Source organism: Solibacillus palustris (assembly GCF_022549215.1).
In the GTDB taxonomy this organism is placed as follows: Bacteria; Bacillota; Bacilli; order Bacillales_A; family Planococcaceae; genus Solibacillus; species Solibacillus daqui.
Genome location: NZ_JAKZFC010000001.1, coordinates 254,288 through 280,121, shown reverse-complemented (window position 1 = coordinate 280,121; position 25,834 = coordinate 254,288). Strand labels below are relative to the sequence as shown.

The 25,834-nt window shown below is 39.0% G+C and carries 28 protein-coding genes, 1 pseudogene, 1 riboswitch and 1 other annotated feature; of the genes and pseudogenes, 15 read left to right on the top strand and 14 right to left on the bottom strand.

Going from position 1 to position 25,834, the window contains the following annotated elements:
* Positions 1 to 155: 155 nt before the first annotated feature.
* Complete coding sequence (locus LZ480_RS01325) at positions 156 to 326, bottom strand: hypothetical protein (RefSeq protein ID WP_241367526.1); 171 nt, start codon at positions 324 to 326, stop codon at positions 156 to 158.
* A 268-nt stretch (positions 327 to 594) separates the two neighbouring features.
* Here LZ480_RS01325 and gerQ point away from each other — a divergent pair, with 268 nt between their 5' ends.
* A complete protein-coding gene (gerQ, locus tag LZ480_RS01320; protein WP_408641592.1) occupies positions 595 to 906 on the top strand; it encodes a spore coat protein GerQ in 312 nt (103 codons plus the stop codon).
* Positions 907 to 1,163: 257 nt separating this feature from the next.
* Here the strand turns inward: gerQ and LZ480_RS01315 are convergent, their stop codons facing one another.
* From LZ480_RS01315 to LZ480_RS01290, 6 genes are all read right to left on the bottom strand, one after another.
* Complete coding sequence (locus LZ480_RS01315; protein ID WP_241367525.1) at positions 1,164 to 2,849, bottom strand: methyl-accepting chemotaxis protein; 1,686 nt, start codon at positions 2,847 to 2,849, stop codon at positions 1,164 to 1,166.
* Between the two features lie 47 nt (positions 2,850 to 2,896).
* Positions 2,897 to 4,093 (bottom strand): amidohydrolase, encoded by a 1,197-nt coding sequence (locus LZ480_RS01310; RefSeq protein WP_241367524.1) that lies wholly within the window; start codon positions 4,091 to 4,093, stop codon positions 2,897 to 2,899.
* Between the two features lie 135 nt (positions 4,094 to 4,228).
* Positions 4,229 to 4,606, bottom strand: a complete 378-nt coding sequence (locus tag LZ480_RS01305) for a DUF423 domain-containing protein (RefSeq protein WP_241367523.1) — start codon at positions 4,604 to 4,606, stop codon at positions 4,229 to 4,231.
* A gap of 25 nt (positions 4,607 to 4,631) precedes the next feature.
* Complete coding sequence (locus LZ480_RS01300; protein WP_241367522.1) at positions 4,632 to 4,901, bottom strand: YwdI family protein; 270 nt, start codon at positions 4,899 to 4,901, stop codon at positions 4,632 to 4,634.
* A complete protein-coding gene (locus LZ480_RS01295; RefSeq protein WP_241367521.1) occupies positions 4,898 to 5,080 on the bottom strand; it encodes a uracil-DNA glycosylase in 183 nt (60 codons plus the stop codon). The genes LZ480_RS01300 and LZ480_RS01295 overlap by 4 nt, the downstream gene beginning before the upstream one ends.
* Before the next feature lie 38 nt (positions 5,081 to 5,118).
* The gene (locus LZ480_RS01290) at positions 5,119 to 5,820 is read right to left on the bottom strand and encodes a uracil-DNA glycosylase (protein WP_241367520.1); all 702 of its coding nucleotides are present in this window, start codon (positions 5,818 to 5,820) and stop codon (positions 5,119 to 5,121) included.
* A gap of 163 nt (positions 5,821 to 5,983) precedes the next feature.
* Here LZ480_RS01290 and thiD point away from each other — a divergent pair, with 163 nt between their 5' ends.
* The 5 genes from thiD (at position 5,984) to ilvA (ending at position 11,156) form a co-directional block, all read left to right on the top strand.
* Positions 5,984 to 6,829, top strand: a complete 846-nt coding sequence (thiD, locus tag LZ480_RS01285; RefSeq protein WP_241367519.1) for a bifunctional hydroxymethylpyrimidine kinase/phosphomethylpyrimidine kinase — start codon at positions 5,984 to 5,986, stop codon at positions 6,827 to 6,829.
* Between the two features lie 187 nt (positions 6,830 to 7,016).
* Complete coding sequence (locus tag LZ480_RS01280) at positions 7,017 to 7,367, top strand: YojF family protein (protein ID WP_241367518.1); 351 nt, start codon at positions 7,017 to 7,019, stop codon at positions 7,365 to 7,367.
* Positions 7,368 to 7,380: 13 nt separating this feature from the next.
* Positions 7,381 to 8,058, top strand: a complete 678-nt coding sequence (gene bshB2, locus LZ480_RS01275) for a bacillithiol biosynthesis deacetylase BshB2 (RefSeq protein ID WP_241367517.1) — start codon at positions 7,381 to 7,383, stop codon at positions 8,056 to 8,058.
* A gap of 273 nt (positions 8,059 to 8,331) precedes the next feature.
* Positions 8,332 to 9,684, top strand: coding sequence for a YjiH family protein (locus tag LZ480_RS01270; RefSeq protein WP_241367516.1), 1,353 nt, complete (start codon positions 8,332 to 8,334; stop codon positions 9,682 to 9,684).
* A gap of 209 nt (positions 9,685 to 9,893) precedes the next feature.
* Positions 9,894 to 11,156: a threonine ammonia-lyase IlvA gene (ilvA, locus tag LZ480_RS01265; protein ID WP_241368641.1), complete on the top strand. Its 1,263-nt coding sequence runs from the start codon at positions 9,894 to 9,896 to the stop codon at positions 11,154 to 11,156.
* A gap of 91 nt (positions 11,157 to 11,247) precedes the next feature.
* On the opposite strand, the gene LZ480_RS01260 is transcribed toward ilvA, so the two are convergent.
* The 3 genes from LZ480_RS01260 to LZ480_RS01250 all read right to left on the bottom strand — a co-directional run bounded on the left by LZ480_RS01260 (position 11,248) and on the right by LZ480_RS01250 (position 14,216).
* Positions 11,248 to 12,042: an ABC transporter ATP-binding protein gene (locus LZ480_RS01260; RefSeq protein ID WP_241367515.1), complete on the bottom strand. Its 795-nt coding sequence runs from the start codon at positions 12,040 to 12,042 to the stop codon at positions 11,248 to 11,250.
* On the bottom strand, positions 12,035 to 13,075 hold the full coding sequence (locus LZ480_RS01255; protein ID WP_241367514.1) for an ABC transporter permease: 1,041 nt from the start codon (positions 13,073 to 13,075) through the stop codon (positions 12,035 to 12,037). The genes LZ480_RS01260 and LZ480_RS01255 overlap by 8 nt, the downstream gene beginning before the upstream one ends.
* A 133-nt stretch (positions 13,076 to 13,208) precedes the next feature.
* Positions 13,209 to 14,216 (bottom strand): ABC transporter substrate-binding protein, encoded by a 1,008-nt coding sequence (locus LZ480_RS01250; protein WP_241367513.1) that lies wholly within the window; start codon positions 14,214 to 14,216, stop codon positions 13,209 to 13,211.
* 429 nt (positions 14,217 to 14,645) lie between these two features.
* A riboswitch (PreQ1 riboswitch) is annotated at positions 14,646 to 14,690 on the top strand.
* A gap of 6 nt (positions 14,691 to 14,696) precedes the next feature.
* Between LZ480_RS01250 and LZ480_RS01245 the strand changes: the two genes are divergently transcribed.
* The 8 genes from LZ480_RS01245 to LZ480_RS01210 all read left to right on the top strand — a co-directional run bounded on the left by LZ480_RS01245 (position 14,697) and on the right by LZ480_RS01210 (position 21,517).
* Positions 14,697 to 15,179 (top strand): QueT transporter family protein, encoded by a 483-nt coding sequence (locus tag LZ480_RS01245; RefSeq protein ID WP_241367512.1) that lies wholly within the window; start codon positions 14,697 to 14,699, stop codon positions 15,177 to 15,179.
* 207 nt (positions 15,180 to 15,386) lie between these two features.
* Positions 15,387 to 15,596: a binding site (T-box leader), on the top strand.
* A 57-nt stretch (positions 15,597 to 15,653) separates the two neighbouring features.
* Complete coding sequence (locus tag LZ480_RS01240) at positions 15,654 to 16,634, top strand: metal ABC transporter ATP-binding protein (protein ID WP_241367511.1); 981 nt, start codon at positions 15,654 to 15,656, stop codon at positions 16,632 to 16,634.
* Positions 16,635 to 16,641: 7 nt separating this feature from the next.
* A complete protein-coding gene (gene trpD, locus LZ480_RS01235) occupies positions 16,642 to 17,679 on the top strand; it encodes an anthranilate phosphoribosyltransferase (RefSeq protein ID WP_241367510.1) in 1,038 nt (345 codons plus the stop codon).
* Positions 17,676 to 18,464 carry an indole-3-glycerol phosphate synthase TrpC gene (trpC, locus tag LZ480_RS01230; RefSeq protein WP_241367509.1) on the top strand — a complete coding sequence of 263 codons (789 nt, stop codon included), beginning with the start codon at positions 17,676 to 17,678 and terminating at the stop codon, positions 18,462 to 18,464. Before trpD ends, trpC begins: the two co-directional genes overlap by 4 nt.
* 3 nt (positions 18,465 to 18,467) lie before the next feature.
* Entirely contained in the window at positions 18,468 to 19,085 is a 618-nt protein-coding gene (locus tag LZ480_RS01225) for a phosphoribosylanthranilate isomerase (RefSeq protein ID WP_241367508.1), read from the top strand.
* Positions 19,082 to 20,269, top strand: a complete 1,188-nt coding sequence (gene trpB, locus LZ480_RS01220) for a tryptophan synthase subunit beta (protein WP_241367507.1) — start codon at positions 19,082 to 19,084, stop codon at positions 20,267 to 20,269. Before LZ480_RS01225 ends, trpB begins: the two co-directional genes overlap by 4 nt.
* On the top strand, positions 20,266 to 21,045 hold the full coding sequence (trpA, locus tag LZ480_RS01215) for a tryptophan synthase subunit alpha (protein WP_241367506.1): 780 nt from the start codon (positions 20,266 to 20,268) through the stop codon (positions 21,043 to 21,045). The genes trpB and trpA overlap by 4 nt, the downstream gene beginning before the upstream one ends.
* Before the next feature lie 250 nt (positions 21,046 to 21,295).
* The gene (locus LZ480_RS01210) at positions 21,296 to 21,517 is read left to right on the top strand and encodes a sulfate permease (RefSeq protein ID WP_241367505.1); all 222 of its coding nucleotides are present in this window, start codon (positions 21,296 to 21,298) and stop codon (positions 21,515 to 21,517) included.
* Positions 21,518 to 21,569: 52 nt separating this feature from the next.
* On the opposite strand, the gene LZ480_RS01205 is transcribed toward LZ480_RS01210, so the two are convergent.
* The gene (locus LZ480_RS01205; RefSeq protein ID WP_241367504.1) at positions 21,570 to 21,749 is read right to left on the bottom strand and encodes a hypothetical protein; all 180 of its coding nucleotides are present in this window, start codon (positions 21,747 to 21,749) and stop codon (positions 21,570 to 21,572) included.
* 162 nt (positions 21,750 to 21,911) lie between these two features.
* A pseudogene (locus LZ480_RS01200) lies at positions 21,912 to 22,598 on the bottom strand (AMP-binding enzyme); the annotation flags it as partial.
* A gap of 100 nt (positions 22,599 to 22,698) precedes the next feature.
* On the opposite strand from LZ480_RS01200, the gene LZ480_RS01195 reads away from it, so the two are divergent.
* A complete protein-coding gene (locus LZ480_RS01195) occupies positions 22,699 to 23,289 on the top strand; it encodes a VanZ family protein (protein WP_241368640.1) in 591 nt (196 codons plus the stop codon).
* Between the two features lie 182 nt (positions 23,290 to 23,471).
* Here the strand turns inward: LZ480_RS01195 and LZ480_RS01190 are convergent, their stop codons facing one another.
* Both LZ480_RS01190 and LZ480_RS01185 read right to left on the bottom strand, forming a co-directional pair.
* The gene (locus tag LZ480_RS01190) at positions 23,472 to 24,410 is read right to left on the bottom strand and encodes an L-threonine 3-dehydrogenase (protein ID WP_241368639.1); all 939 of its coding nucleotides are present in this window, start codon (positions 24,408 to 24,410) and stop codon (positions 23,472 to 23,474) included.
* Positions 24,411 to 25,030: 620 nt separating this feature from the next.
* Positions 25,031 to 25,819: a carbon-nitrogen family hydrolase gene (locus LZ480_RS01185; protein ID WP_241367503.1), complete on the bottom strand. Its 789-nt coding sequence runs from the start codon at positions 25,817 to 25,819 to the stop codon at positions 25,031 to 25,033.
* Positions 25,820 to 25,834: the final 15 nt, after the last annotated feature.

The following is a 25,834-nucleotide window of genomic DNA, read 5'->3' as shown; positions in this document are numbered from 1 at the left end:
CTTTAACTTCATATCCTTCCCTTCTCACTTATTATCCGTTTGTAAATCAAAATAAACGTTAGGCACGACAGCCAGATACTTACTAATCTAGTTGAGCTGGGGTGTCATACCGGGAATAAATTAAAAAAGATGAGTTCGAAAATCAACTCATCCATTCAAGTGCGGTCGTCCTTTAATTTTAAAATAATGATGATGGTATTAATGTATAAACCCGTTACTATTAGTAATACGAGTAAATACCAATTCAGTGGTTCTCCGAAAAATGCTGCGATTGCAAACGACAAAATCGCACTAATAATCATTCCAATCCAAATGTCGATTTTCATCACATTCACTCCCCGAGTTTTATGTACACGAGGCAACATCTCTTTCATTTCCCTGAATCTTTACCCACTTATTCGAAGATATTACATATTTCTAATTTTATTATTAGTCTATTCATTTTTTTCCAAAGCATACACCCTATTTTTACTTTGCTATGTATCTTTCACATACCGTGTTGCATATACTAAACCGATAACAAGGGACCTCCCTTAGTATGACACCATTTTCGAAAGGACGGATACCAATTTGACTTATTATTGGACATCACCAATGCCTCAAATGAATCCTTCAGGTATACCTATGCAAAATACTGTACCGGGCGCTGCTTTTCCACGTGAAGAGTCTTATATCGAAAATATTTTACGACTTAACAAAGGAAAACCGGGCACCTTCTATTTTTCATTTGATAATGCTGTTGCTGGTACTAATACGCGTACAGTAAGAGGTGTTGTAGAAGCAGCTGGGCGTGATCATGTCATTTTGCGTGAGCTCAAATCAAATCACCGCTTTTTATTCCCGATGATTTATTTTGACTATGCTGAGTTTGATGAGGAGCTAAATTACTTCACGCAATCTCCGTAAAGAAATTTCAGTATCTTAAATTAGAAGAAGGGATTGTTCTGAAATTACTTTCGGACAATCCCTTCTTCTTAATCAATTACGCCTCGGCGTAATTGCGTCCAGATTTTTTCGTGCTTGCTCGAAAAACTCCTCTGAAAAATCTGTGACATCCGCCGGGGCTGTAACTTGATTCAGCCATGGATTGCCTCTCTAAATGAAGGACATACATAGTATTCATCTCCCTCACATAGAAGTGTGAAATCTTCAGCTGAAGCAAGTCAAATTTTAAATTGCTGAATTTCTTGTTGTAAGTCTTGAGCATTTCCACTTAATGTGACAGCTACAGCACTTACCTGTTGCATCGTTGCTGCTTGTTCCTCCACCGCAGCAGCAATTACTTCCAAATTACTACTTGATTCATTGGAGCCAATTGCAATTTCATTTATCGATGCACTTACTTGCTCCGCACTTGCTGAAAGTTGTTCAGAAGTAGCGGAGATTTCTTCGATTTGTGTGGACATTTTCGTAACTGCTCCTACAATCGAAGTAAATGAATTCCCAGCCTCTGTAATAATTTCAACACCATCTTGTACAGATAATAACGATTCAGTTACCGCGCGCTCTACATTTTCCGTGTCAGACTTAATTTCAAGCGTTAAATTAACAATAGAAGTTGCAGATGTTTTCGATTGCTCTGCTAATTTACGCACTTCATCTGCTACAACTGCAAACCCTTTCCCATGTTCGCCCGCACGAGCCGCCTCAATCGCCGCGTTTAATGCCAATAAATTCGTTTGATCTGTAATGCCTGTAATGACTTTTGAAATATTATTAATTTCTTCCGTTTGCTTAGCAAGCTTTTGTACTAAATTATTGACAGTGTTTGTTGAAGCACTAATGATATCCATTTGTGTTTTTGCATGATGAATAATTGCTCCACCATTTTGTGCTGTTTTCGATGCATCAATCGAGCTACCATGTAATAATTGCGTTGCTTCTGCGATACGTTGTACACCAGAAGCGGTTTCTTCCATAGCTCGCGCACTTTCATTTGAGGCTTGTGCTGAAACATGCGCTGATTCTGATGTATTACTTACACGCGTTGTTATGTCTTCTGTCGTGGCAGTAATTTCCTCTGTACTTGCTGAAAGTTCTTGAGCAGCGCCACTTAATTGCTCTGCATTAATTTGAATATTATTAATTAAGCCGGATAAATTTGTCTTCATTAAATTAAATGCATGTCCAAGTTGTCCAATTTCATCTTTTGATTTTACAACGATATCATGTTGCGACAAATCACCAGATGCAATAATATTGGCTTTCTTTACAACATTTTTAAGTGGGCTTGTTATTGTTCTGCGAATATAAATAATGAATATGAAGACAATAGCAATACTTACTACTAATGCTAGAATGGCTATGGATTTCGTTAACAAAATCGCACCAGCTGTTTGTTTATTAATTTCAACCAATTGTTGTTCTTGAAATTCCACTATTTGGTCCGCAACAGCTAATATCCCATTATTCGCCGCTTTTAATTTTGTGTTAATAAAACCATTAGCTAATCGATTATCTCCACGTTCAATTGCGTCCAACATATCTAGAGAACCATTGTTAAAATCATTATTAAATTTGTGAAGCTGCGCAATATGCTCTTTCATTGTATCGCTGTTTGCTAATTTTTCTAAACTCTGTATTTCTTCTGTTAACAACCCTTTATAATATTCGAAATTTTCATATGATTCTTCCGTACCATCTAGTACAACTGCACGTGCATATAGCCCCTGCATCGATATAATGAAACGAATTTCATCAACTAAACGAATTTGCACGACACGATAATCTAAAGCTTCTTCGGACTTTGCTTCGATATTATTCAAGCTCATAAAGGTGATTCCTATTGTGATTGCAAACAATGCAATCATTGAATAAAAGGCAATATTTAACTTAGCACCAACCCTCATATAATTATCCCCCTATTTTTTAAAAATTTTTACTAAAAATGTATAATTTATAATACTACATCCCCATTATTTTCGCTCGTTAAAAAGCTCCATGTCGCTGCACCTAAAACTTGTGCCGCAATTAACATAGCCCTTTCATCAAAATCAAATTTTGCATGATGATGCGGATAAACTGTCTCCCATGCAGGATTTTTGGCACCAGTAAAGAAAAATGTCCCTGGAACATGTTGCATATAATAACCAAAGTCCTCGCCAATCATAAATGGTGGACAAACAGTCACTTGCTCTACTGTAGGTATTTGCCCAGCAATATTCTGAATGTATTGCGTCTCTTGTACATGATTTATAACCGGTGGATAGCCGTCAAAGTAATCGAACTCATAGCTAGCATGCATACCTAAACAAGTTGCCTTTAAAAGCGTTTCAATTTCTTGTTTGATTTGCTGACGTACGACTTCATCAAACGCGCGTACAGTACCTTGAATTTTTACGGTATCCGCAATGACATTGAATGGATTTATTGCTTCGAAATGCCCTACTGTCACAACCGCTGAGTGAAGTGGTGCAATTCGGCGTGATATAAGTGTTTGTAATTGCGTTACAAAATGTGCGCCTACGACTATTGCATCTACAGAGTGCTGAGGTTCTGCACCATGCCCCCCTTTACCTTGAATGATAATTTCAAAGCGATCCGCTGCTGCCATAATTGCCCCATCACGTACTAAAATCTCCCCCAATGGAGTTGGTGCCCATAAATGTGTACCAAAGATTACGTCTACGCCTTCTAGGCAGCCATCTTCAATCATTGCCTTTGCCCCACCTGGTGCGACTTCCTCGGCATGCTGGTGAATGAAGACAACACTCCCTACTAGATGCTCGTGCATTTCTGTTAATGCTTTTGCTAATACGAGTAACGTTGCCGTATGCCCATCATGACCACATGCATGCATTACGCCATCATTTTTTGATTTATATGGAACTTCATTTAATTCTTGAATTGCCAAGCCATCAAAATCAGCCCGTAACGCAACGGTTTTACCTGGTCTCGCTCCACGTAATGTCGCAACTACCCCACGCCCACCTACATGTTCACGAACTTCTAAACCAAGCTCACGATAAAATTTCGCAATATAGGTGGGTGTCTGTACTTCTTCATGGGAGATTTCTGGATATTCGTGTAAATAGCGTCGAATGATAACCATCTCTTCGAAGTGCTCTTGTAGTTTCGTTATTAATTGATTCATTGTCTTCGCTCCTTCACTAAGTTACTTTTTAACTATACAATAAATTCCGATAATTTAGAAAAAAGTTTTAATTTAATTATTAATATACTAAAAAAAGCATATACTTCCAATCCTAGAAGTACATGCTTAATTTTTTTATGCTCTTTTTAATGTGGCCATAATGACCATGACCCAGCCAACTAAAAATAAAACGCCGCCAATTGGGGTAATTGCGCCTAATACTTTAATACCTGTCAAAGCAAGTACCATTAAGCTACCTGAAAAAATAAGGATACCGAAATTAAAGCAAATCATTGCGATCTTTAATTGCTTTACTTCACCAATAATAGAACGAGCCATTAAAATACCGACTAGGATTAAAGCAGTTGCATGGAACATTTGATATTGTACCGCAGTATCCCAAATACCTGTGCCGTAATCATCTAAAATATCTTTTAAACCATGGGCTGCAAATGCACCAAGTGCTACCGCTAAAAAGCCATGAATCGCACCAGAAATAATTGAACCTTTCATTATCTTTACCTCTTTTTTTAGTTTGTTAAAAATCAAATAGCGAATCTCCGTTGGCGTCGTCTTCTTGCAACTTTTGCGACGGGATTGCGACAGGCTGTGTGAAGGCTGGAACAGGCATCGCGTTTGGTGTGACGCTTACGGACTGTTGCTTTTCAGTCCTGTTTTCTGCAAGCACAACATCACAAATTGCTTTAATAGCCGCAAATTTTTCTCGTACTTGTTGCTCTGAAGTTGCTTGGCGCGCCTCAATAGTCAACTTTTCAATTTGCATTAAAATGGTTTGTTGTGTAATCATCGACTCGTGTCCCCCTGCCTTATTTTTTGCACAAATTTTAAACAATCCATGCCACTCGACTGCCGTACAACTAATGATGGCAGCTGTTTTGTTTTAAAGCCGTATGCCGTGCAACCACGTGGATTTGTTTGATCCCACGTCACACGGAAATGCTGGCATTTAAAGCAATCAATTTTCATCAGCTAGCCCTCTCTTTCTTTCCTTACTTTACCATGCTTCAGTCAAAAAGTTTAGCCTGTTTACTTTGAATGCACCATTCAATTGGCTGTTCACCAAGCGCTACTAATGCTTCATTCGTTTTCGAATACGGCTTACTACCAAAAAAACCGCGATGTGCACTTAGTGGACTCGGATGTGGTGCTTCCAAAATAATATGCTGATTTGAAATCCGTTCGATAATTGCACGCTTACTTTGCGCCGGTTTGCCCCATAATAAAAACACAATTGGCTGTTTTCGCTCTGCCAATTTTTCAATGATTCTATCCGTAAATTGTTCCCAACCTTGTCCTTTATGTGAATTGGCCTCACCTTGACGCACTGTTAACACTGTATTTAATAGAAGCACCCCTTGCTTTGCCCAAGTAGATAGCGCTCCGTGATCAGGCAACGGGCAACCCAAATCATCTTGTAATTCCTTCATCATATTTTTTAATGATGGTGGTAGCTTTTGACCTTGTTCCACTGAAAAACTTAAACCGTGTGCTTGATTAGGTCCATGATATGGGTCTTGTCCTAAGAGCACCACTTTTACATCTTTATAATCGGTATAATGCAACGCGTTTAATATTTGTTCTTTCTTTGGATAAACCGTTGCCGTTTTATACTGCTCCGTTAAAAATTGCATTAAATTTTGATAGTATGTCTCTTGTTGTTGTGGGGCTAAAATTTCCCGCCACTCATTAGTTAATTGTTCGATCATTATTTCCACCTCACTTCAAACAGTAGTGAAAATACGCTATAAATTCAAGTCAATTTGCCTGACCTTGTAGTTTTTATTGATTCTGACTATTTTTACAAAGTCAGATACAAGCTATACTATACGTAATTATTTTTCGAATATTCATTATAAGGAGATTGGTTTTATGTTGAAAAAAACGTTAACAATTGCAGGTTCAGATACATCAGGTGGCGCAGGGATGCAGGCAGATTTAAAGGCCTTTCAAGAGCATGGCACATACGGAATGGTCGCACTAACTGTAGTCGTAACAATGGATCCAAAAACTTGGAGCCATAACGTGACACCACTACCAACTGCATTATTACAAAATCAAATCGACACAGCATTATCTACTGGTGTTGATGCCATTAAAACAGGAATGCTTTCTACAGAAGAGATTATTCAAATTGCGTCAAAAGCAATCCAAGATTCAGGAACAGACAAAGTGGTTATCGATCCAGTAATGGTTTGTAAAGGGGACGACGAAGTTTTAAATCCTGGCAATACAACAGCGATGATTAACTATCTATTACCTCACGCAACCGTAGTTACACCAAACTTATTTGAAGCAGGTCAATTGGCTGGTACAGGTACACCAAAAACGATTGAAGACATGCAAATCGCTGCAGGAAAAATTCATGCCTTAGGTGCGAAAAATGTTGTCATTAAAGGCGGTAAAGCATTAGCACATGACAAAGCCGTTGATTTATTCTTTGATGGCACTGACTTTAAACTACTGGAAACTGAAAAAGTCACTTCTACTTACAATCACGGTGCAGGTTGTACATTTGCAGCGAGCGTATGTGCAAACTTAGCGAATGGTCTTTCTGTTGAGGAATCAGTAATCGAAGCAAAAGAATTCGTTTCAGCTGCAATTAAACACGGCTGGGCATTAAATGAGTATGTTGGCCCAGTTATGCACGGAGCAAAACCTCGTTTCGGAGCACCACAAGTAACGGTAACAACCATTCCACATTATACGAAAGCTTAATGACATCCCCACTATGAAAACACATTTCACGTCTAATGGCGTGAAATGTGTTTTTTTATTTTAACTTATTTGAAAAATTTTATTATTTCTTTATCTCTAAGAAATAGCCTCTTTTGCGACTTTTTCTTTTCATCGAGCGTGAAATTTTACTATACTAGAATTAACTAGATTCGAAAGGAGAATTAGGATGAAGGAAGTAAATCAAACAGAGCTCCAAGAATTACTTAATTCTTTTGCGAACAAAGACGTTTATATTCATCTAGAAACAACAAACGGCTCGTATGCAGCTCATTATGACGAAAAATTTTTTAATGCGGGGGCATTTATTCGCAACATCAAATTAAATTACGAATTAGGGAAAGTTGTTGGCGACGCTCCCCACCGCGTTGGCTTAAAATTGCCGCATGGCTGGGTATATGCACAAGGTATTACACATTACGAACTAGACGATCAAGGTCGCTTACTTATGGCGGGCTTAGACTATACAGGGAAGCTAGCGGTTGCACTAGAAATTAGCGAATCGCCATTTGCTTATTAAGGAGGACTTATTCATGACATTACAACAAGAACGTCACGTATTAGTCGTTTACCCCCACCCAGATGATGAAGCTTTTTCTGTTGCGGGCGTTATTCGTATGCACCGTAATATGAGCGTGCCCGTTACATACGCTTGTTTAACTTTAGGTGAAATGGGTCGTAACTTAGGAAATCCACCAATCGCGACGCGTGAATCATTACCAGAAATTCGACGTAAAGAGCTGATTGCTGCTTGTGCTGCGATGGGCATTGAAGATTTACGTATGATGGGTCTGCGCGACAAAACGGTTGAATTTGAAGAAGATGAAAAAATGGTTCAGCTTGTCACTAATTTAATCGACGAACTAAACCCATCATTAATTTACACATTTTTACCAGGCTTTGCTGTGCATCCTGACCATGAGGCGACAGCAAAAGCGGTTATTGAAGCAGTTCGTCGTATGGCACCTGAAAAGCGTCCACGCATTTTAGCCTGTGCATTTGCAAATGATACCATTGAGAAAAACGGTGAACCAGATGTAATTGTGGACATTCGTTCTGTAAAAAACGACAAGATAAAGGCACTACAAGCCCATGCTTCTCAAACGGCTTGGATGATGCAAGAAACGGCTAAGCGCGTTGATGATGGCGAGGTCATGTCAGATAGCTGGCTAAATGTTGAAAGATTTTATACTTTTACGTTTAATGATTAAATTTACAAAGATGCATGCGTCATTTCGCGAAGCATCTTTTTTTTGCCCAAATTCAGAATACCGTATTTTTATTCACTCTCTTTCAAATTAAAATCCTTAACTTAATCAGTATTTATTTGCTCATTTGAGATATTTCGCTTGAATTTATTCAATTTCTTACTCATTAAAATTTTTCTGAAATATTAATCTTATTACAAAACGGTAGACAAGGACTGTTTCTACATTTTATAGTGTATAAATATTCAATATTACATTTTAATGAGGTTATTATAGATGAAAACTAAATTTTCGTTTTACACGTGGTTTTTATTTTTAGCCATGTCTGCACTTGGTGTGTTTATTTTCATTACACCTATTAGTACAGATGCTGGCATGAAAGTTCCAATCGCGTTACTTGCTAACTGGTTAGCTGGTTATGTCGAGCCTTATATTCATTGGTTCGCATTTATTGTCTTTACTATTGCAGCGTTAGGTTCGATTGCAATGCACTTTATTCCACAACGTGGACCTCGTAATATTTGGGATTCATTATTCCGTGTTCACTGGTTCTGGACAATTATGCGCGTATTGGCCGTTGTATTTGCGGGCGCATTTTTATTCCAGGTAGGTCCTGAAAGTCTAACAAGTGATGTTACATCAGGGATTTTAATTGACCCTGCTAGTGGTCTTGTTACATTCATGTTCATATTGTTCTTATTTGCGGGTCTGTTACTTCCATTATTAACGGACTTCGGTTTACTTGAATTTTTTGGTTCAATGATGGTTAAAATAATGCGCCCGATTTTCAAAATTCCTGGACGCTCCGCGATTGACTGTTTAGCGTCATGGGTTGGAGACGGAACAATCGGCGTATTATTAACAAGCAAGCAATACGAGGAAAAGAACTACACAGGACGTGAAGCGGCAACGATTGCCACAACGTTCTCAGTTGTTTCGATTACATTCTGCTTAGTTGTTGTTGAGACAATTGGGATTGAAGCGTACTTCCTTGAATTTTATGCATCCGTAATTTTCTGTGGTTTAATTTTAGCAGTCATTATGCCACGTATTTATCCGTTAAAGAACAAGGCGGATACGTTAATCGATGGTTCTGAAGCTTCTATCAACCGTGAAGATGTACAAGAAGGCTATAACGTCGTTTCTTACGGTTTACACAATGCACTTTCGAAGGCCGATTCAAACCGGAACTTAGGTAAAATGGTGAAAAATGGCTTTATTAACGTATTAGAAATGTGGTTTGCTGTAACGCCAATTATCATGGCATTTGGTACAATCGCGTTAGTATTAGCTGAATTCACAAGCTTCTTCCGTATTTTAGGGATGCCATTCGAACCAATTTTAGCCCTATTACAAATTCCAGAAGCTGGTGAAGCGGCACAAACGATGATCGTCGGTTTTGCGGATATGCTATTACCTTCAGTTTTAGGTGCTGGTATTGAATCTGAGATGACACGATTCTTCATTGCAACGGTTTCGGTAACACAATTAATTTACATGTCTGAAGTTGGTGGCCTTATTTTAGGTACGAAGCTTCCATTAAAATTATGGGATTTATTTGTGATTTTCTTAATCCGAACAGTTATCTCAATTCCAATCATCGCAGCGATTACGCATTTATTATTCTAAACAGAGCTCGCATTTTGTATTTTGCAAAATGCGGGTTTTTTATTATTGCCAAAAGAATATATTCTAAATTAATTCCTCCTCTACATTAAACCGCTTTCATTACGGTGTTTTAATAAATTTTCTTAATTTACTGAATTTTTACAACATTCATTAGTGGTTTTATGATAAAATAATGTAATCTTTACACAGACGATGGAGGTTACATGGAGATGGAAGTTGCTCAACCTAAAACCATTGCGGTGGAAAACGTATTAATCGCACACCATTTTTTAAAAGATGTTGTCGTGCATACACCACTGCAATTGAATGAATATTTATCGGAAAAGTATGGCGCAAAAATTTATTTTAAACGTGAAGATTTACAGCATGTCCGTTCATTTAAATTGCGCGGTGCTTACTATAAAATAAAAAAAATCGAAAAGGAAGCTCGTGCATCAGGTGTGGCTTGCGCTAGTGCTGGCAATCATGCACAAGGTGTTGCCTACGCTTGTGCGAAGCTTGAAATTCAAGCAACAATTTTCATGCCAAAAACAACACCAAAGCAAAAAATCGATCAGGTTCGTATGTTTGGGCGTAACTTTGTTGAAATCATCCTAGCTGGAGATACATTTGATGATTCTGCTGCAAGTGCACTTGCTTATTGCGAAGAGGAAAATCGTATTTTCATTCACCCTTTTGACGATTACGACGTTATGGCAGGTCAAGGTACGGTTGCGGTGGAAATTATGAATGATATCGAAGAACCTATTGACTATATCTTCGGTAGCATTGGTGGCGGCGGCTTAATGTCTGGTGTTTCCGCTTATGTGAAAAATTTATCGCCACATAGTCAAGTCATTGGTGTAGAACCTGCTGGCGCGGCAAGTATGAAATCGGCTTTTGAAAATGAAGGTCCTATTACACTTGACTGGATTGACAAATTTGTTGATGGTGCTGCGGTAAAATGCGTTGGCAATGATACGTACCAAGTATGTCGTACCTATTTAGACGATATCGTATCAGTACCTGAAGGCAAAGTATGTACAACCATTTTAGATTTATATAATAAACATGCAATTATTGCAGAGCCTGCTGGAGCGTTATCTGTGGCGGCGCTTGACTTTTATGCTGATAAAATTCGAGGCAAATCGGTTGTCATTATTATTTCTGGAGGCAATAATGACATTGGACGTATGCAGGAAATTAAAGAGCGCTCTTTAATTTATGAAGGTTTACTACATTACTATATCGTGAACTTCCCACAGCGTTCAGGTGCACTTCGTCAGTTTTTAACAGAGGTACTTGGACCAAATGATGATATTACTACATTTGAATATACGAAGAAAAATAACAAAGAAAGTGGCCCTGCACTCGTTGGTATCGAAATTGGGCACCCAGATGATCATGCTGGTTTAGTAGAACGTATGCGTGAAAACGGCTTTGATTATAAAGAGGTCAATAAAGACAGTACATTATTCGCACTACTTGTTTAAAATCTAGGCCCGTTACTTTAATAGTAGCGGGTATTTTTTTGCTTAAATAAAAAATCTTTAGCCGTCATATCGTCAGCTAAAGATCTTAAAATTATCCTAATAATGCGCGGTCAGAGTTCATTTTTTCTCCGCGGATACTCTCGAACTCTGCCATTAAATCTGGAATTGTTAAATGTGGCTTACGGTCTTCCCCTACTTTTAAAATGATTTGACCTTTGTCCATCATAATTAAACGATTCCCTAAATCCAGTGCTTGCTGCATGTTATGCGTTACCATCAGTGTAGTAAGCTTACTTTCTTCAACAAGCTCTTTTGTTAAGTTTGTAATTAGCTCGGCACGTGATGGGTCAAGCGCCGCTGTATGCTCATCTAACAGTAAGATCGATGGCTTTGTAAAGGTTGCCATTAGTAGACTTAATGCTTGGCGTTCCCCACCTGACAGCAATCCGACTTTTGCAGATAAACGATTTTCTAAATTTAAGTGTAGCTTTTCTAATGACGCTTTGAAAAACTCACGGCGCTTCTTATCAACACCGAAACGTAAACCGCGCTTTGCATTACGTGAATATGCAATTGCTAAGTTTTCTTCAATCGTCATCGTTGGGGCTGTACCGGCCATCGGATCTTGGAATACGCGTCCAATATGCACAGCACGCTTATATTCTGGTAAACGCGTTAAATCATTCCCGTCAATAAAAACCGAACCAAAATCCGGTGTAAGTGCACCCGAAATCATGTTCATCATCGTTGATTTACCTGCACCGTTACTACCGATTATTGTTACGAAATCACCAGGTGCTAAATGTAAATTAATATTGTCTAAGGCAATTTTTTCGTCAGGTGTACCTTCGTTAAATACTTTGTTAATGCCATCTAATTTAAGCAAGGCCCTTCCCTCCCTGCTCTACTTCTATTTTTGCTTTTTGCGCTGCCATACGTTCTTCTAAACGACGTGCTTTACGTTTCTTTTCTTTATATTTGCTAACGATTTGAGGAATAACTAACGCCAAAATGACGATAAATGCCGTAATCAGCTTCATATCCCCAGAATCTAACCACTTTACACGCAATGCTAACGCGTAAATCATACGGTAAATGACTGCACCAGCAATAACTGCAAACGTTACACGTACAATTGATTTTGTACCAAAAATCGCTTCCCCAATAATAACCGAAGCTAAGCCGACAACAATCATCCCAATCCCTAAACCAACGTCTGCAAATTTTGTATATTGCGCAATTAACGCCCCTGATAATGCCACCATACCATTTGATAGCCCTAAGCCTAAAATGATTAATGAATCGGTATTAGCAGAAAAGCTTCGAATCATACGCTTGTTATCTCCTGTAGCACGAATCGCAAGACCTACCTCTGTTTTTAAGAACCAATCCACAATTAATTTAATGATGACTGTCACAAGGACCATTAATATTAAAATCCCCCATGTAGATGGAATTGTTTTTGCCCCCATTGATTTCACCATGCTTGATAAGGCACCATCAATGCCAAGCCCCGACCAAAAGCTGCTGAACATTGAGAAGATTGTATCTGAATTTAACAGTGGAATATTTGGACGGGTTACACCTGAATCTGAACTTAATCCCATAATACGTAGGTTGATAGAATATAACGCAATCATCATTAAAATCCCTGATAATAATGGATTAATTTTTCCTTTCGTGTGTAAAATCCCTGTCATACATCCAGCAATAAATCCAGCAATTGTTGCCACTAATGTTGCAAGTATCGGATTGTAGCCCAGTACGATCATCATCGCGGCTGTTCCTGCACCCGTTACAAAGCTTCCATCAACGGTTAAATCCGGAAAATCTAACACGCGGAATGTTAAATACACACCCAGTGCCATAATTGCATAGATGATTCCTTGCTCGACTGAACCAAACAAAGCTATAAACATCTCGAATCATCTCCTAATATTTTCTTTAAATAAGTATTCGCGCTAGGACCCACATGATATGGGTCAGCCAGCCTTCGTCGCAATAAGCAACAACGGCTGACTTCCTCTTCAGGACACAAGCGCGAATGAAAAATTATTGTACTTCTGCTCCCCACTCAGGTTTTACGTCTAAACCTAAGCTTTCAGCAACTGCTTTATTAATTACTAGTTTTAAGTTTGCAGGGTAAGCCGCTGGAATTTCAGCAGGTGATTTACCTTCTAATAAAATTTGCGCCGCCATTTGACCTGCTTCATAACCGATATCGTAGTAGTCGAAGCCATATGCTGCTAAACCACCGCGCTCAACAGAATCTAACTCACCAACGATTAATGGTAATGTGTTTGCGTTTGCTACATCTATTACAGATTCTAATGCAGAAACAACTGTGTTATCCGTAACTACGTAGAATGCGTCTACTTTACCGATTAATGATTCAGCTGCTTGCTTCACTTCTGAAGAAGCTGATACTGCTGCATCCACAATTGTTACGCCTTCTTTTTCAGCAATTTCTTTTACTGCTGCAATTTGTGCTACTGAGTTTTGCTCACCAGCGTTATAAATCATACCAACATTTTTCGCACCTAATTCTTTTAAGAATGCCACTGATTTTGGCATTGTTTCTGGATGTAAATCGATTGTACCTGTAACATTTGCACCTGGTTCCTCCATAGAAGCGATTAACTCTGCCCCTACTGCATCTGTTACCGAAGTAAAGATAATCGGAATGTCAGCTGTGGCACTTTTTGCAGCCTGTGCTGATGGTGTTGAGTTAGCAAAAATTAAATCTACGTTTTCACTTACAAGTTGTTGTGCAATCGTCATGTTTGCACTATTATCATTGTTTGCTGATTCATCTACATACTCTGCTTTAATACCAGCATCTTCAATTGCCTTTTTAAACCCTTCTTTTGCAGCATCTAAAGATGGATGCTCTACGATTTGAGTTGTACCGATTTTAAATGTTTTTGTTTCTTCTGTTCCCCCAGCACCACTATTTGCTGTGTCGTTTGAAGCGTTATCTTTTTCTTCTCCTCCACACGCCGCTAATACAAATAGAAGCCCGAATAATACGAATGATAGCTTCAGTAAATTGCGTTTCATTTTGAATAGTCCCCCTATTTTTTCTCTGTCGATTTAAAGCGTTACACTTCATTTGGATAAAGCATGAATTAAAAATATATTACCCTTTCGTTTTCAGATAGTCAATAACATTTAGAATGTTCTGAATTCAATACTTAGAATTTAGTAGTGAATTTGCTAAATAATCCAGCGTACTTTCAAAATTATTCTGTTATTTGTCAATCCCATGAACAAAAAACGAATGACGGATTTTACGTTCATTCGCCGCCCATGTTATTCAATGCGTTATGCATGAATACTTTCATTTCTTTACTTAAGCTGCTTAATCCATCGATGATTTCACTAAACTCTTGAAATAATTGCGCTATCTAATTGTAAAAAAATTTCTACTATTTATATTTTAAGCTGCTTTATTTACATTCACATGCAATATTGCTATGATTGCAGTTGCTTCGCGTGGTTCGTAACCATCCCACGTAAAAAAACTAGGAGGAATTGAATATGAAAGTCAAATTTTTAGCAACGACTGGTATTATTGCGGCGCTTTATATTGCTGTTACAATGCTTGTTGCACCATTCGGATTTACGGAGGTACAATTTCGTGTTTCTGAAATGTTTAACCATTTAGTAGCATTTAACCCACGCTTTGCAGGTGGTATTATATTAGGCGTATTCATTTCGAATATGTTCTCACCGCTTGGCTGGTATGACTTAGTGTTTGGGGTAATCCATTCTATTGTCACAATCAGTATCTTTATTTTAATCTGCAAATTTGTGAAAAACATTGTCGCACGTCTGATTATTAACTCATTGTTATTTACCTTTACGATGTTCATCATTGCGTTTGAGTTAAACTTAGCATTAGAGTTGCCATTTTTATGGACTTGGCTAACAGTTGCTGTAGGTGAATTTGTCGTATTAATTGTCGGCGCGCCTATTATGTACACATTAAATAAACGTCTTGATTTTAAAAAGTTAATTTAACATGATTGATTATGCCTCTGCGTAATTTTGTGACAACTGTTTCGTTTTGCCAGCTAGTTTTTGCTAGCTGGTTTTTTAATTCCGCAACAAAATTTTATTGTTTGACTTTAAAATTTTCGGTGTTAGAATAAGTTTATTCTATTTTGAAATCCACGGTAGCAGGTTGTGAGAGCATGACCACCGTTTTAGTTAAGTTGAGTTGAGTTGAGTAAATTGTCGAGTAAGAAGAGTAATATTGATACTTTCGCTAAGAGAGCGCATGGTTGGTGGAAATGCGTCGAAAGTACAATATGAATGGGCCTTATGAAAGCTGCTGGCATGAGTCAGCGGACGGTTCCCTGCCGTTATCAGGTAGAGTGGAAGTAATTTTTCTTTACTTCAATCGAGGTGGCAACGCGGTCTTATATCGTCCTCAGCAAAAGTGATTCTTTTGCTGGGGACTTTTTTTATTTCATTTAGAAGGAGTGTATACAGATGTCCATTAAACAGCGTTTTCGCACGTCAATGAAAAAAGTAAACGGTGATTTGTTAACACCGATTTCGATTTTTCAACGTTTGCAAGGTGAACGAAAATTTTTATTAGAGAGTTCAATGAAATATGAGGGTCACGGGCGCTACTCGTTTATTGGCGTCAATCCTCGAAAAACATATCGCGGCGAGCAGGAACAATTAAGCGATTTATCACATTTAACAAATAAACAATATACGTATGAAGGCGAACTTATTGCCTTATTAAAACAAGTGATGCCCCGTGTTTCGTCACATACGGAATATCCGTTCACAGGTGGGGGTATTGGTTATATTGAAGCTGTGCCCGACCGATTACCTAAACTACAGTTTCATGTCTATGATACGCTCGTAATTTTCGACCATTTAACAGATGAAATTGCCGTGTTCCAAACAAATATTGAAGCTGAGCAAGTGGAGCCAAATATCGATGCTATTATCGACAAGTTATTTACCAATCCAATAGCGGAGGAAACGTCGTACACCCTTCATACCATTGAATCTCAAGTAGATGGCCAATACACTGCACAATTTTCAGGCGATGCTTTTGCACTTTACCGTAAATTACGTATCGAGCACGCCGCACCTTATATGTACTACATGGAATTCGATGATTGCACGGTTGTTGGTACATCCGATCATAACTATTTGCAAGTACGTGATGGAACACTTTCTGCAACAAATGAAGCGCCATCAATCGAGCGTTTTTGCCAAAGCTCGAATTATACAACAAACAATGTACAAAACGGTGAACTCAATCCAACATTCCATGCGATTGATGTCGTAAAGGCATTGAAGCCAGCACAGGGGTTAATTGGTTATATTGGCTTTAACGGTCAAGTGGATTTCACAACACCTGAAAATATGATTACCATTACTGGCGATATCGCACAAATTAGAACAGATTCAACTACAGGCGTACCATTTGCGACGCTTTTGAAAGGATGATTTCACAATGTCGTTAATTCCATATATTGAACAAATTTCGCGTCAGGAGCATTTAGTTTTTGAGGAAATGCTGCAGGCCGCGCAAATGATATTTAATGAACAAACACCAAAGGAGCAAATTGCCTCGTTTTTATTGGCCATGAATGACAAAGGCGTAACCGCACATGAAGTGGCTGGATTAGCACATGTGATGAAATCTCATGCCGTTGCAGTTGATACACCCGAAGGCATTTATATCGATAACTGCGGTACAGGCGGTGATGGTTTGCAAAGCTTCAATATTAGTACAACATCTGCATTCGTCTTAGCCGGTGGTGGCATTTTAGTCGCAAAGCACGGTAATCGTAAAATCTCAAGTGCCTCTGGTAGCACTGATGTATTAGAGGCGCTTGGCATCACACTCCTACCCAATACTGCGCAAACAACTGAACTTTTAAAATTACATGGAATTGCCTTCTTACACGCACCAAATATGCACCCAAAATTAAAGCGTATTGGTGAAGTTCGCCAAGCACTTGGAAAGCCAACGATTTTCAACTTAGTTGGCCCTTTAACAAATCCAGTGCCATTAAAAACGCAATTTGTCGGTATTAATCGTCCAAACTTTACTACCGATTATGCGGAAGTGCTGCACATGCTCGGACGTGAACGCGCGATTGTTGTATCTGGCTCACAAGGCATGGATGAAGCATCACTTGATGGCGAAAATACATTTGTCTTGCTCGATCAAGGCGATATTATTCCCTTTAAATTACGTGCAGAAGATGTTGGCTTAACACCGCAGCCACTTTCGGCCATTCGTGGAGGTACGCCAGCTGAAAACGCTGAAATTATGCGCGACCTTTTAAAAGGAAAGCAAAGCGTTTATTTCGATACGGTTATACTAAATGCCGGCATTGGCTTTTTCGCATATGGCTTAGCCGACACAATGAAAGAAGGCATCGACATGGCAAAGGACAGCATCTTATCAGGTCGTGCACTTGAAAAACTTGAAAATGTCGTTGCTTATAGTAAGCAAATCGTTCAGGAGGAATCAGCAAAATGACGATTTTAGATAAAATTATTGAGCAAAAAAAATCAGAATTACCTGGGTTACTTGCACAAGCACCAAGCTTTCCAGCAGTTACTAAAGTACGCCCTTCTCTCTACGAAACATTAATGACGAGCAACACCCTACAAGTCATTTCCGAAATGAAGCGCGCCTCTCCTTCTAAAGGAGATATCGCCACACATATTGATCCAGTTGAACAAGCAACAAATTATGAGACTGCAGGAGCTGCATGTATTTCGGTCTTAACGGAGCAGGCCTTTTTTAAAGGTAGCTTCAATGATTTAAACGCAGTTGCACAAGCGGTTACAATCCCTGTTTTATGTAAGGACTTCTTCATCCATGAAGTGCAAATCGATTATGCAAAAGCGGCAGGCGCTTCGGTCATTTTACTTATCGTTGCGGCGTTAACTGACGAACAGCTACAAGCGCTTTACACGTATGCAGTGAACCTAGATTTAGAAGTACTTGTTGAAGTGCATGATATAGAAGAATTACAACGTGCCGTGAACATCGGGGCAAAAATAATCGGTGTAAACAATCGAAATTTGAAGACATTTGACGTTTCTTTGACGAAAACACGCGAAATCGCACAGCACCTTTCTTCGTCAAAAATTGCCTTTATTAGCGAAAGCGGTATTTGGAATCGTGACGATGCTGAGTATGTTGCAAATGCTGGCGCTAAAGGTGTGTTAGTTGGCGAATCGCTCATGCGTAGCGGTGATGTACAAGCGGCTTTGCAAGCACTACAAATCGAACTTTCAACAAAGGTTGGTGAGTAAAACATGACTAAAGTAAAAATTTGCGGTTTAAAAGAAGTGGAACACATAAAAGCAGCAGTTGAAGCTGGTGCAGATTTTATCGGATTAATGTTTGCACCGAGTAAACGCCGCATTACGGTAAAACAAGCAGTAGAGCTTACTGCGCATATCCCGTCAAATGTTAAAAAAGTCGGAGTGTTTGTAAACGAAGATTCCGAAACAATTAAGCAAATCGCCGCGCAAGTTGGACTGGACTTTATTCAATATCATGGAGATGAATCGGCTGAACAAATTGTTGCGATTGGACTTCCAGCCATTAAAGCATTCTCGATTCGTACAAAAGAGGATGTAACACGTGCAGCTACTTATAGTATTGATTACTACCTATTTGATGCACCTGGTACAGATTTTCGCGGTGGCAGTGGAAAATCATTCGATTGGACGCTACTAGATGATGTGAATATTCCATTAGACAAAGTCATTTTAGCCGGTGGTTTAACAGAAGAAAACGTCGGCATTGCAACGATGTTAGTTGAACCATTTGCAGTCGATGTATCGAGCGGTGTTGAAATTGATGGACGTAAAGACTCCAAAAAAATAAAAAGCTTTGTGGAGCGTGCGAAAGGAGAATTTATTTTATGACAGAAGTAAAAGGACGCTTCGGACAATTCGGTGGTCAATTTGTTCCTGAAACATTAATGACCCCACTGGCCGAGCTTGAAGCAGCCTATGAACAGGCAAAAAATGACCCAAAATTTCAAGAAGAACTAGCTTATTATTTAAAACAATATGTAGGTCGCGAAACACCACTATACTATGCGGAACGTTTAACTAAGAAAATGGGTGGCGCGAAAATATACTTAAAACGCGAAGACTTAAACCATACGGGCGCTCATAAAATTAATAACGCAATCGGTCAAGCACTACTTGCTAAGCGCATGGGTAAAAAGAAAATAGTTGCAGAAACGGGTGCCGGTCAGCATGGTGTCGCCACAGCAACTGCCTGTGCACTACTCGATATGGAATGTATCGTTTATATGGGCGCAGAAGATGTTCGCCGCCAGCAGCTAAACGTATTCCGTATGGAGCTCCTTGGCACAAAAGTGGTAGCGGTTGAAAAAGGGTCGGCCACATTAAAAGACGCAGTAAATGAAGCCTTACGTCACTGGGTTACGCATATTGACGATACGCATTATATTTTAGGCTCAGCACTTGGCCCCCACCCATTCCCGACGATTGTTCGTGATTTCCAACGTGTCATTGGTGATGAAACACGTGCACAAATTTTACAGCAAGAAGGTCGCTTGCCGGATACAGTCATCGCTTGTATTGGTGGTGGTAGTAATGCAATCGGTATGTTTTATCCGTTTGTTAACGACAAAGATGTGGCACTATATGGTGTTGAAGCGGCTGGTGCTGGTGTTCATACCGATAAGCACGCTGCAGCCATTCATGTAGGAAAAACAGGTGTCCTTCATGGCGCTTTCATGTATTTACTACAGGATGATAATGGCTTCGTACAAGAGGCACATTCGATTTCAGCGGGACTTGATTACCCTGGTGTTGGTCCTGAGCACTGCTATTTATATGAATCAGGTCGCGCGAAGTACCCTTCTGTTACCGATAGCCAAGCATTAGAAGGAGTAAAGCTACTTTGTGAAACAGAAGGTATTTTACCAGCTTTAGAAAGTGCACATGCTGTCTACTATGCTACTGAATATGCAAAAACTCGCCCGCAAGATGAGCTCATTGTCGTGTGTCTATCAGGTCGTGGCGATAAGGACGTACACACATTAATTGAAAAGCTTGGGGGTGACAACGCATGACATTACAAGCACATCTTGAAAAAGTATTAGCTAAAGGCGATAAAGCGTTCGTCCCATACATTATGGCGGGCGATGGCGGACTTGCTACATTAAAGCCAACGATTTTAAAGTTACAACAACTCGGTGTATCCGCTATTGAGGTTGGTATTCCTTTTTCAGATCCTGTTGCAGATGGCCCAACAATCGAAACAGCCGGTGAACGTGCGCTTAGTCACGGTGTCACATTAAAAAAAGTCATCGCACAGCTAACAAGCTTCTATGATGACATTACGGTACCACTTGTCATGATGACGTACTTAAATCCGATTTTAGCGTATGGTATTGATGCTTTCGCGCTGGATGCACGACTAGCTGGCATTAAAGGCTTAATCGTTCCAGATATGCCGTATGAGGAAAGTGATGTCATTCACCCTGCTTTAAAGCAGCAAAATATCGCGCTCGTTCAGCTTGTGTCATTAACGAGCCCACCTGAACGTGTGAAAAAATTAGCAGAAGCAAGTGAGGGTTTTATTTATGCAGTTACAGTAAACGGTATTACAGGTGAACGCGCAAGCTTCGCGTCTCAGTTAGCCGAGCACTTTGCCGAGTTAAAACAGGTAAGTTCGATTCCTGTGTTAGCCGGCTTTGGTATTTCGACACCTGAACATGTGGAAAACTTTTGTAAAATTGCAGATGGTGTCATTGTCGGCAGTAAAATCGTGACTGCACTTTTAGAAGATGATTGGTCAACAATCGAGCAATTAGTACAAGCAACGAAAAAAATCGAAGCACTTTAACTTGTTTCAGCTAGGGGACACCCCCTAGCTGAATAGATGAACTTAGACTAAGAACGCCGCGTCGTGCGGCAAAGCCTAAGTGACCAACATCGTGTTGACCTAATGCCTCCGGTGGATGTCACAGATTTTTTAGATAAATTTTTTCAAGCGCACTTGAAAAAATCTGGACGCAATTACGCCAAGGCGTAATTGATACTATTTTCCAATTCCTTCATATGGTATCGTAAAATTATCGAATGGAGGCATCTACATGAATATTAAAGATTTCTTCGCAGGTTTACTATTTATCGGTGTTGCAGGTTATTTTACGTATGAGCTTGTGACGGATATGTCATTGTTATTTACGGACTCGACAACAATTTGGCAATATTGCGTAGCGTTCTTCCGCGTCACACTCATTATTTTCCTGTTCAATTTAGGATTAACATTTATTAAAAAGTTTTTTGTTGGCAATACAAAACAAAAGAGCTAACACACAAAAAGAGGGTTGTTACACGTTTTTACACGGTAACACCCTCTTTCTATTATTCTTCGTTAGTGCCTAATTTTTCACTAAATGCTTCTTTTAAATCTTCGTCTTTCACTTTAACGTTCATTTCTTTTAACAGCTTAGCTTCTATTGTTGACCATTCCGTATTAGCTACTTTTTGGTTTTTAACTGCTGCAATGATCTCGTCTCTTTGATATTCTAAAGAAATCAACATTTAATATTTTTGCGATGTTTTCACATAGCGTTTTATCATCATCTGCAACTAAAATGCGCAAATTAAAACACCTTCTTATTTTAGAGTTCAACTTGACATCATTTTTACATATCTATCAAGCATTACACAATAAGAAGGTGTTATTTTTTAGTTCAGAGCTATTTAAAATGACAACTGCGGATAAATCTCATGTACGCTTTCACGTAGCTTGGCCTTTAAAAAATTACCAACAGATGTTTTTGGGATTTCCTTTAAAAAGACTATATCATCTGGTAGCCACCATTTCGCAAATTGCCTTGCTAAAAAGTCCATTAGTTCCTCTTTTGTTACTTCTGCATCCTCTTTTAATACGACACAGGCAAGTGGGCGCTCCTGCCATTTTGCGTGCGGAATCGCGATTACCGCTGCTTCGAAAACGGCATCATGTGACATTAAGGCATTTTCTAAATCAACTGATGAAATCCACTCTCCACCTGATTTAATGAGATCTTTCGTGCGGTCCGTAATTTTAAAGAAGACCTCTTTTGAACGCACCGCGATATCTCCTGTGTATAGCGAACCGTCCTTAAACGCTTCAGCAGTACGTTCATCTTTATAATATTCCGCTGCAATCCAAGGATCACGTAAGCGGAGCTCTCCCATCGTTTCTCCGCCCCATGGTACTTCACCGTGCTCATTAACAATGCTCGATTCAATACCTGGTACCGTTAACCCCTGCATGGCGCGCGTTTCAATTTTTCCATCTAAAGTCCAGCCATCCATATCCGACAAATCGCGTGACAGCGAAACAATCGGTGTCGTCTCGGTCATACCGTATACCACAATATAGTTATATAGAGTTTTTTGCTCGATAATGTTAGTTCATAATAAGCGATTTAGGTTACATTTGCTTCACACCGTGAAGATAAGTAAAATTATGGTATCTTTAAGATTTTATAAACGATGGGAGATGTTAATTGTGGATTCAACATACGTTCTTTACAATATTGTTCCCTTAGGGTTCTTAATTTTGCTGGTATCTATTTTTATTGATGTATTTCTTGATTACTTTAGAAAAGTAGAAAAAAGTAATAAGAAACGATTTATTTTATATAGCTTTATCTTTTACTTGATAAGCTTAATTCAAATTATATTTGGTGGATTCACGCTCCCTCAAAATCCTGCAGATACTAGTAGCAGGTTTATTTCAACAAATGATTGGTTTGGAATATTTGATACGATGCACTTTAATATTTCCATTTGGAGTTATTCTGCTATATTTTATAATGTAATTTTATTTGTACCGTTAGGGATTGCTTTATTACTCCTTTTCAATTTAAAAAGTAACAAGAAAGCAATTGCTATTGTTATTTTAAGTTGTTTAGTAATCGACTTTGCTCGTCTTTTATTTGGATGGGCTGGTTTAACATCGAGAGGCTATGGTAATGTGGATATGATCTATTTGTTACTTAATATTCTTGGTGGGGTATTAGGAATATTTTTAGTAAACTGCGCAGTAAATCTAATTCGCTCATATCAATTAAAGTTACAAGTAAAGTAAAATGATAAATAGCAACCAAACTAAATTTACCGTATTAAATTTACACTTCTAAATCTAAAAACATTCCCAAAGGAAAGTTGGAGGCACAATAAAACACTCTAAACATTGATATAACAACATTTAGAGTGTTTTTCTGTATTCGTTACACATACAGGATTATCTCCCGTATGCTTGCTTTATCATTAAATTATATTTTGATCTAAACGTACTTTTAGCTTTTCTAACATATCTATTGTCATTTTTTCTAAGTTATAGCTTGCTTTAAAGCCCCACTCTTCCATCGCTGCTGATGAATCGATTGCGTTTGGCCAGCTGTCAGCAATTGCCTGTCTCACTGTGTCTACCTCATAGTCCATCGTAAATGTTGGAATATGCTTTTTAATTTCTGCTGCGATTTGTGATGGCTCGAAGCTCATCGCTGAAATATTAAAGGCATTGCGATGTACGAGTTTCGCTGGGTCTGCCTCCATTAAATCAACAATCGCCTGCAGCGCATCTGGCATATACATCATATCCATGTAAGTACCTTCTGCGATATACGATGTGTAACGACCTTCTGCAATGGCTTTGTAGTAAATGTCTACCGCATAATCTGTCGTTCCACCCCCAGGAGGCGTCACATACGAAATTAACCCTGGAAAACGAACACCGCGCGTATCTAAACCGAAACGTGTGTAATAATAGTCACATAATAATTCACCAGCAACTTTATTTACCCCATACATTGTTGTTGGGCGTTGCAGTGTATCTTGTGGCGTATTGTCTTTTGGTGTTGAAGGACCGAATGCGCCGATTGAACTTGGTGTGAAAAATTGCATGTCTAATTCACGTGCTACTTCAAGTGCATTCATTAAGCCGCCCATATTTAAATTCCATGCGAATACCGGATTTTTTTCCGCTGTTGCAGATAGTAATGCAGCCATGTGAATCATCGTGTCCGCACCGAAGTCATGTGCGAGTGTATGCATGCGCTTCCCATCTGTTACGTCCAACACTTCAAACGGTCCCTCATGTTGATCAATTTTTCGAATATCTGTTGCTAATACATTGTCAATGCCATACGTATGGCGTAATTTCTCTACTAATTCTGAACCAATTTGACCTAATGCACCGGTCACCATAATTTTTTTCACACTTGATGCCTCCCTATCCTCGAAAAAAGTATTCCAATAAAATATTTAATAACACAAATGTCCTCTGTAAAAAAACATTCAATTAAAGACAAAACCTAATTTGAAAAGCTTTTTCTCGGATTTATTATAGGGTGTTCTTTTATAAAATACAATATTTCATAAAAATTCTTTTTCAGTAATACAATTGTCCGTCTCAAATATTCGAATTGTGTTATCTTTCTTACGGCGGGACAAAAATCCCTCAAAATATCCCAATTTAACGACTAATGACAAAAGCATTCATGCATGCAAGCGCATCTTTTAAATTGTGGCATGGGATTCATAAAATTGGCGTGTTCACAACCAACTATAAACTGTCCTCTGTCTTCATTCATTTTATTCAACACCCTTATTTTTGCCTTCGACTATTATAGAGCGCTGCATTGTATTGCCAGTCTTTGTGCATAAAATTCAAATAACAACGAATGTATGGTGACAGAGACACACTCATTAACAAGCGCGATGGAGCCTTAATCCAGCGTCATACCTATTCATTTGGTGTTTGAAACAAATGTAATCGTATTACAAAAAAGTGCACCTTATATAGATAGGCGCACTTTCAACAATTATTATTTAACTACCTTCTCATAAAGATTCGGGCGGCGATCATCGTAAACAGGAATACGTCCGCGCACCTCGTCTACCGTTGAAAAATCAACATCAACAATGGCTAGCTCCTCATCTTCCGCACCAGTCCATAGTACTTCACCCCATGGTCCGATAATCATCGACTGTCCGTTGAAATTCTCGACTTTACGTGCAATACGATTGACTGCAATGACATAGCATTGATTTTCAATGGCACGCGCTTGCAGTAAAATTTTCCAATGGTCAATACGTGGCGTTGGCCATTGTGCCGGAATGAATAACACCTTTGCGCCGTCTAATGCATGTGCACGCAGCCATTCTGGGAAACGAATGTCATAGCAAATCGCGCCTCCTGCTTCTAAACCATCGAGTGCAAAACGATTCATCGTATCACCTGATTGCAAATACAAATGCTCATCCATTAAACGGAATAAATGCACTTTGCTATATTCGCCGACTAAATCACCGGCACGATTATACGTGTACATCGTATTATAAAACTCGCCATCACGCTTCACCGCAACTGAACCACCGACAATATGTACTGCTAAATCTTTTGCAAGCGTACTTAAAAACGCTTTCGAACGCTCTCCGTTTTCATCCGCTAGCTCATCTAATTTCTCAAGTGCGTAGCCTGTGTTCCACATTTCGGGTAACACAATGATTTCCGCGCCCCCTGCAGCTGCCTCTCGAATCAATTTTTCGGCACGCTCGTAGTTTTCGTCGACTTTGCCAAAACCTACATTTAATTGAATACAACCGATTTTCATATGTAAACACCGTCC

Coding starts and splice junctions, on each gene's coding strand:
- LZ480_RS01290 (WP_241367520.1), bottom strand. CDS start 5,820: ATGATCGAACAATTAACTAATGAGTGGCGGGAAATTTTAGCCCCACAA.
- LZ480_RS01240 (WP_241367511.1), top strand. CDS start 15,654: ATGTCCATTAAACAGCGTTTTCGCACGTCAATGAAAAAAGTAAACGGT.
- LZ480_RS01325 (WP_241367526.1), bottom strand. CDS start 326: ATGAAAATCGACATTTGGATTGGAATGATTATTAGTGCGATTTTGTCG.
- trpB (WP_241367507.1), top strand. CDS start 19,082: ATGACAGAAGTAAAAGGACGCTTCGGACAATTCGGTGGTCAATTTGTT.
- LZ480_RS01205 (WP_241367504.1), bottom strand. CDS start 21,749: ATGTTGATTTCTTTAGAATATCAAAGAGACGAGATCATTGCAGCAGTT.
- trpA (WP_241367506.1), top strand. CDS start 20,266: ATGACATTACAAGCACATCTTGAAAAAGTATTAGCTAAAGGCGATAAA.
- LZ480_RS01255 (WP_241367514.1), bottom strand. CDS start 13,075: ATGTTTATAGCTTTGTTTGGTTCAGTCGAGCAAGGAATCATCTATGCA.
- LZ480_RS01305 (WP_241367523.1), bottom strand. CDS start 4,606: ATGAAAGGTTCAATTATTTCTGGTGCGATTCATGGCTTTTTAGCGGTA.
- LZ480_RS01315 (WP_241367525.1), bottom strand. CDS start 2,849: ATGAGGGTTGGTGCTAAGTTAAATATTGCCTTTTATTCAATGATTGCA.
- thiD (WP_241367519.1), top strand. CDS start 5,984: ATGTTGAAAAAAACGTTAACAATTGCAGGTTCAGATACATCAGGTGGC.
- LZ480_RS01195 (WP_241368640.1), top strand. CDS start 22,699: ATGTTAATTGTGGATTCAACATACGTTCTTTACAATATTGTTCCCTTA.
- LZ480_RS01225 (WP_241367508.1), top strand. CDS start 18,468: ATGACTAAAGTAAAAATTTGCGGTTTAAAAGAAGTGGAACACATAAAA.
- LZ480_RS01210 (WP_241367505.1), top strand. CDS start 21,296: ATGAATATTAAAGATTTCTTCGCAGGTTTACTATTTATCGGTGTTGCA.
- bshB2 (WP_241367517.1), top strand. CDS start 7,381: ATGACATTACAACAAGAACGTCACGTATTAGTCGTTTACCCCCACCCA.
- trpD (WP_241367510.1), top strand. CDS start 16,642: ATGTCGTTAATTCCATATATTGAACAAATTTCGCGTCAGGAGCATTTA.
- LZ480_RS01310 (WP_241367524.1), bottom strand. CDS start 4,093: ATGAATCAATTAATAACGAAACTACAAGAGCACTTCGAAGAGATGGTT.
- LZ480_RS01185 (WP_241367503.1), bottom strand. CDS start 25,819: ATGAAAATCGGTTGTATTCAATTAAATGTAGGTTTTGGCAAAGTCGAC.
- LZ480_RS01245 (WP_241367512.1), top strand. CDS start 14,697: ATGAAAGTCAAATTTTTAGCAACGACTGGTATTATTGCGGCGCTTTAT.
- LZ480_RS01190 (WP_241368639.1), bottom strand. CDS start 24,410: ATGGTGACCGGTGCATTAGGTCAAATTGGTTCAGAATTAGTAGAGAAA.
- LZ480_RS01280 (WP_241367518.1), top strand. CDS start 7,017: ATGAAGGAAGTAAATCAAACAGAGCTCCAAGAATTACTTAATTCTTTT.
- trpC (WP_241367509.1), top strand. CDS start 17,676: ATGACGATTTTAGATAAAATTATTGAGCAAAAAAAATCAGAATTACCT.
- LZ480_RS01295 (WP_241367521.1), bottom strand. CDS start 5,080: ATGAAAATTGATTGCTTTAAATGCCAGCATTTCCGTGTGACGTGGGAT.
- LZ480_RS01300 (WP_241367522.1), bottom strand. CDS start 4,901: ATGATTACACAACAAACCATTTTAATGCAAATTGAAAAGTTGACTATT.
- gerQ (WP_408641592.1), top strand. CDS start 595: ATGCCTCAAATGAATCCTTCAGGTATACCTATGCAAAATACTGTACCG.
- LZ480_RS01270 (WP_241367516.1), top strand. CDS start 8,332: ATGAAAACTAAATTTTCGTTTTACACGTGGTTTTTATTTTTAGCCATG.
- LZ480_RS01250 (WP_241367513.1), bottom strand. CDS start 14,216: ATGAAACGCAATTTACTGAAGCTATCATTCGTATTATTCGGGCTTCTA.
- ilvA (WP_241368641.1), top strand. CDS start 9,894: ATGGAAGTTGCTCAACCTAAAACCATTGCGGTGGAAAACGTATTAATC.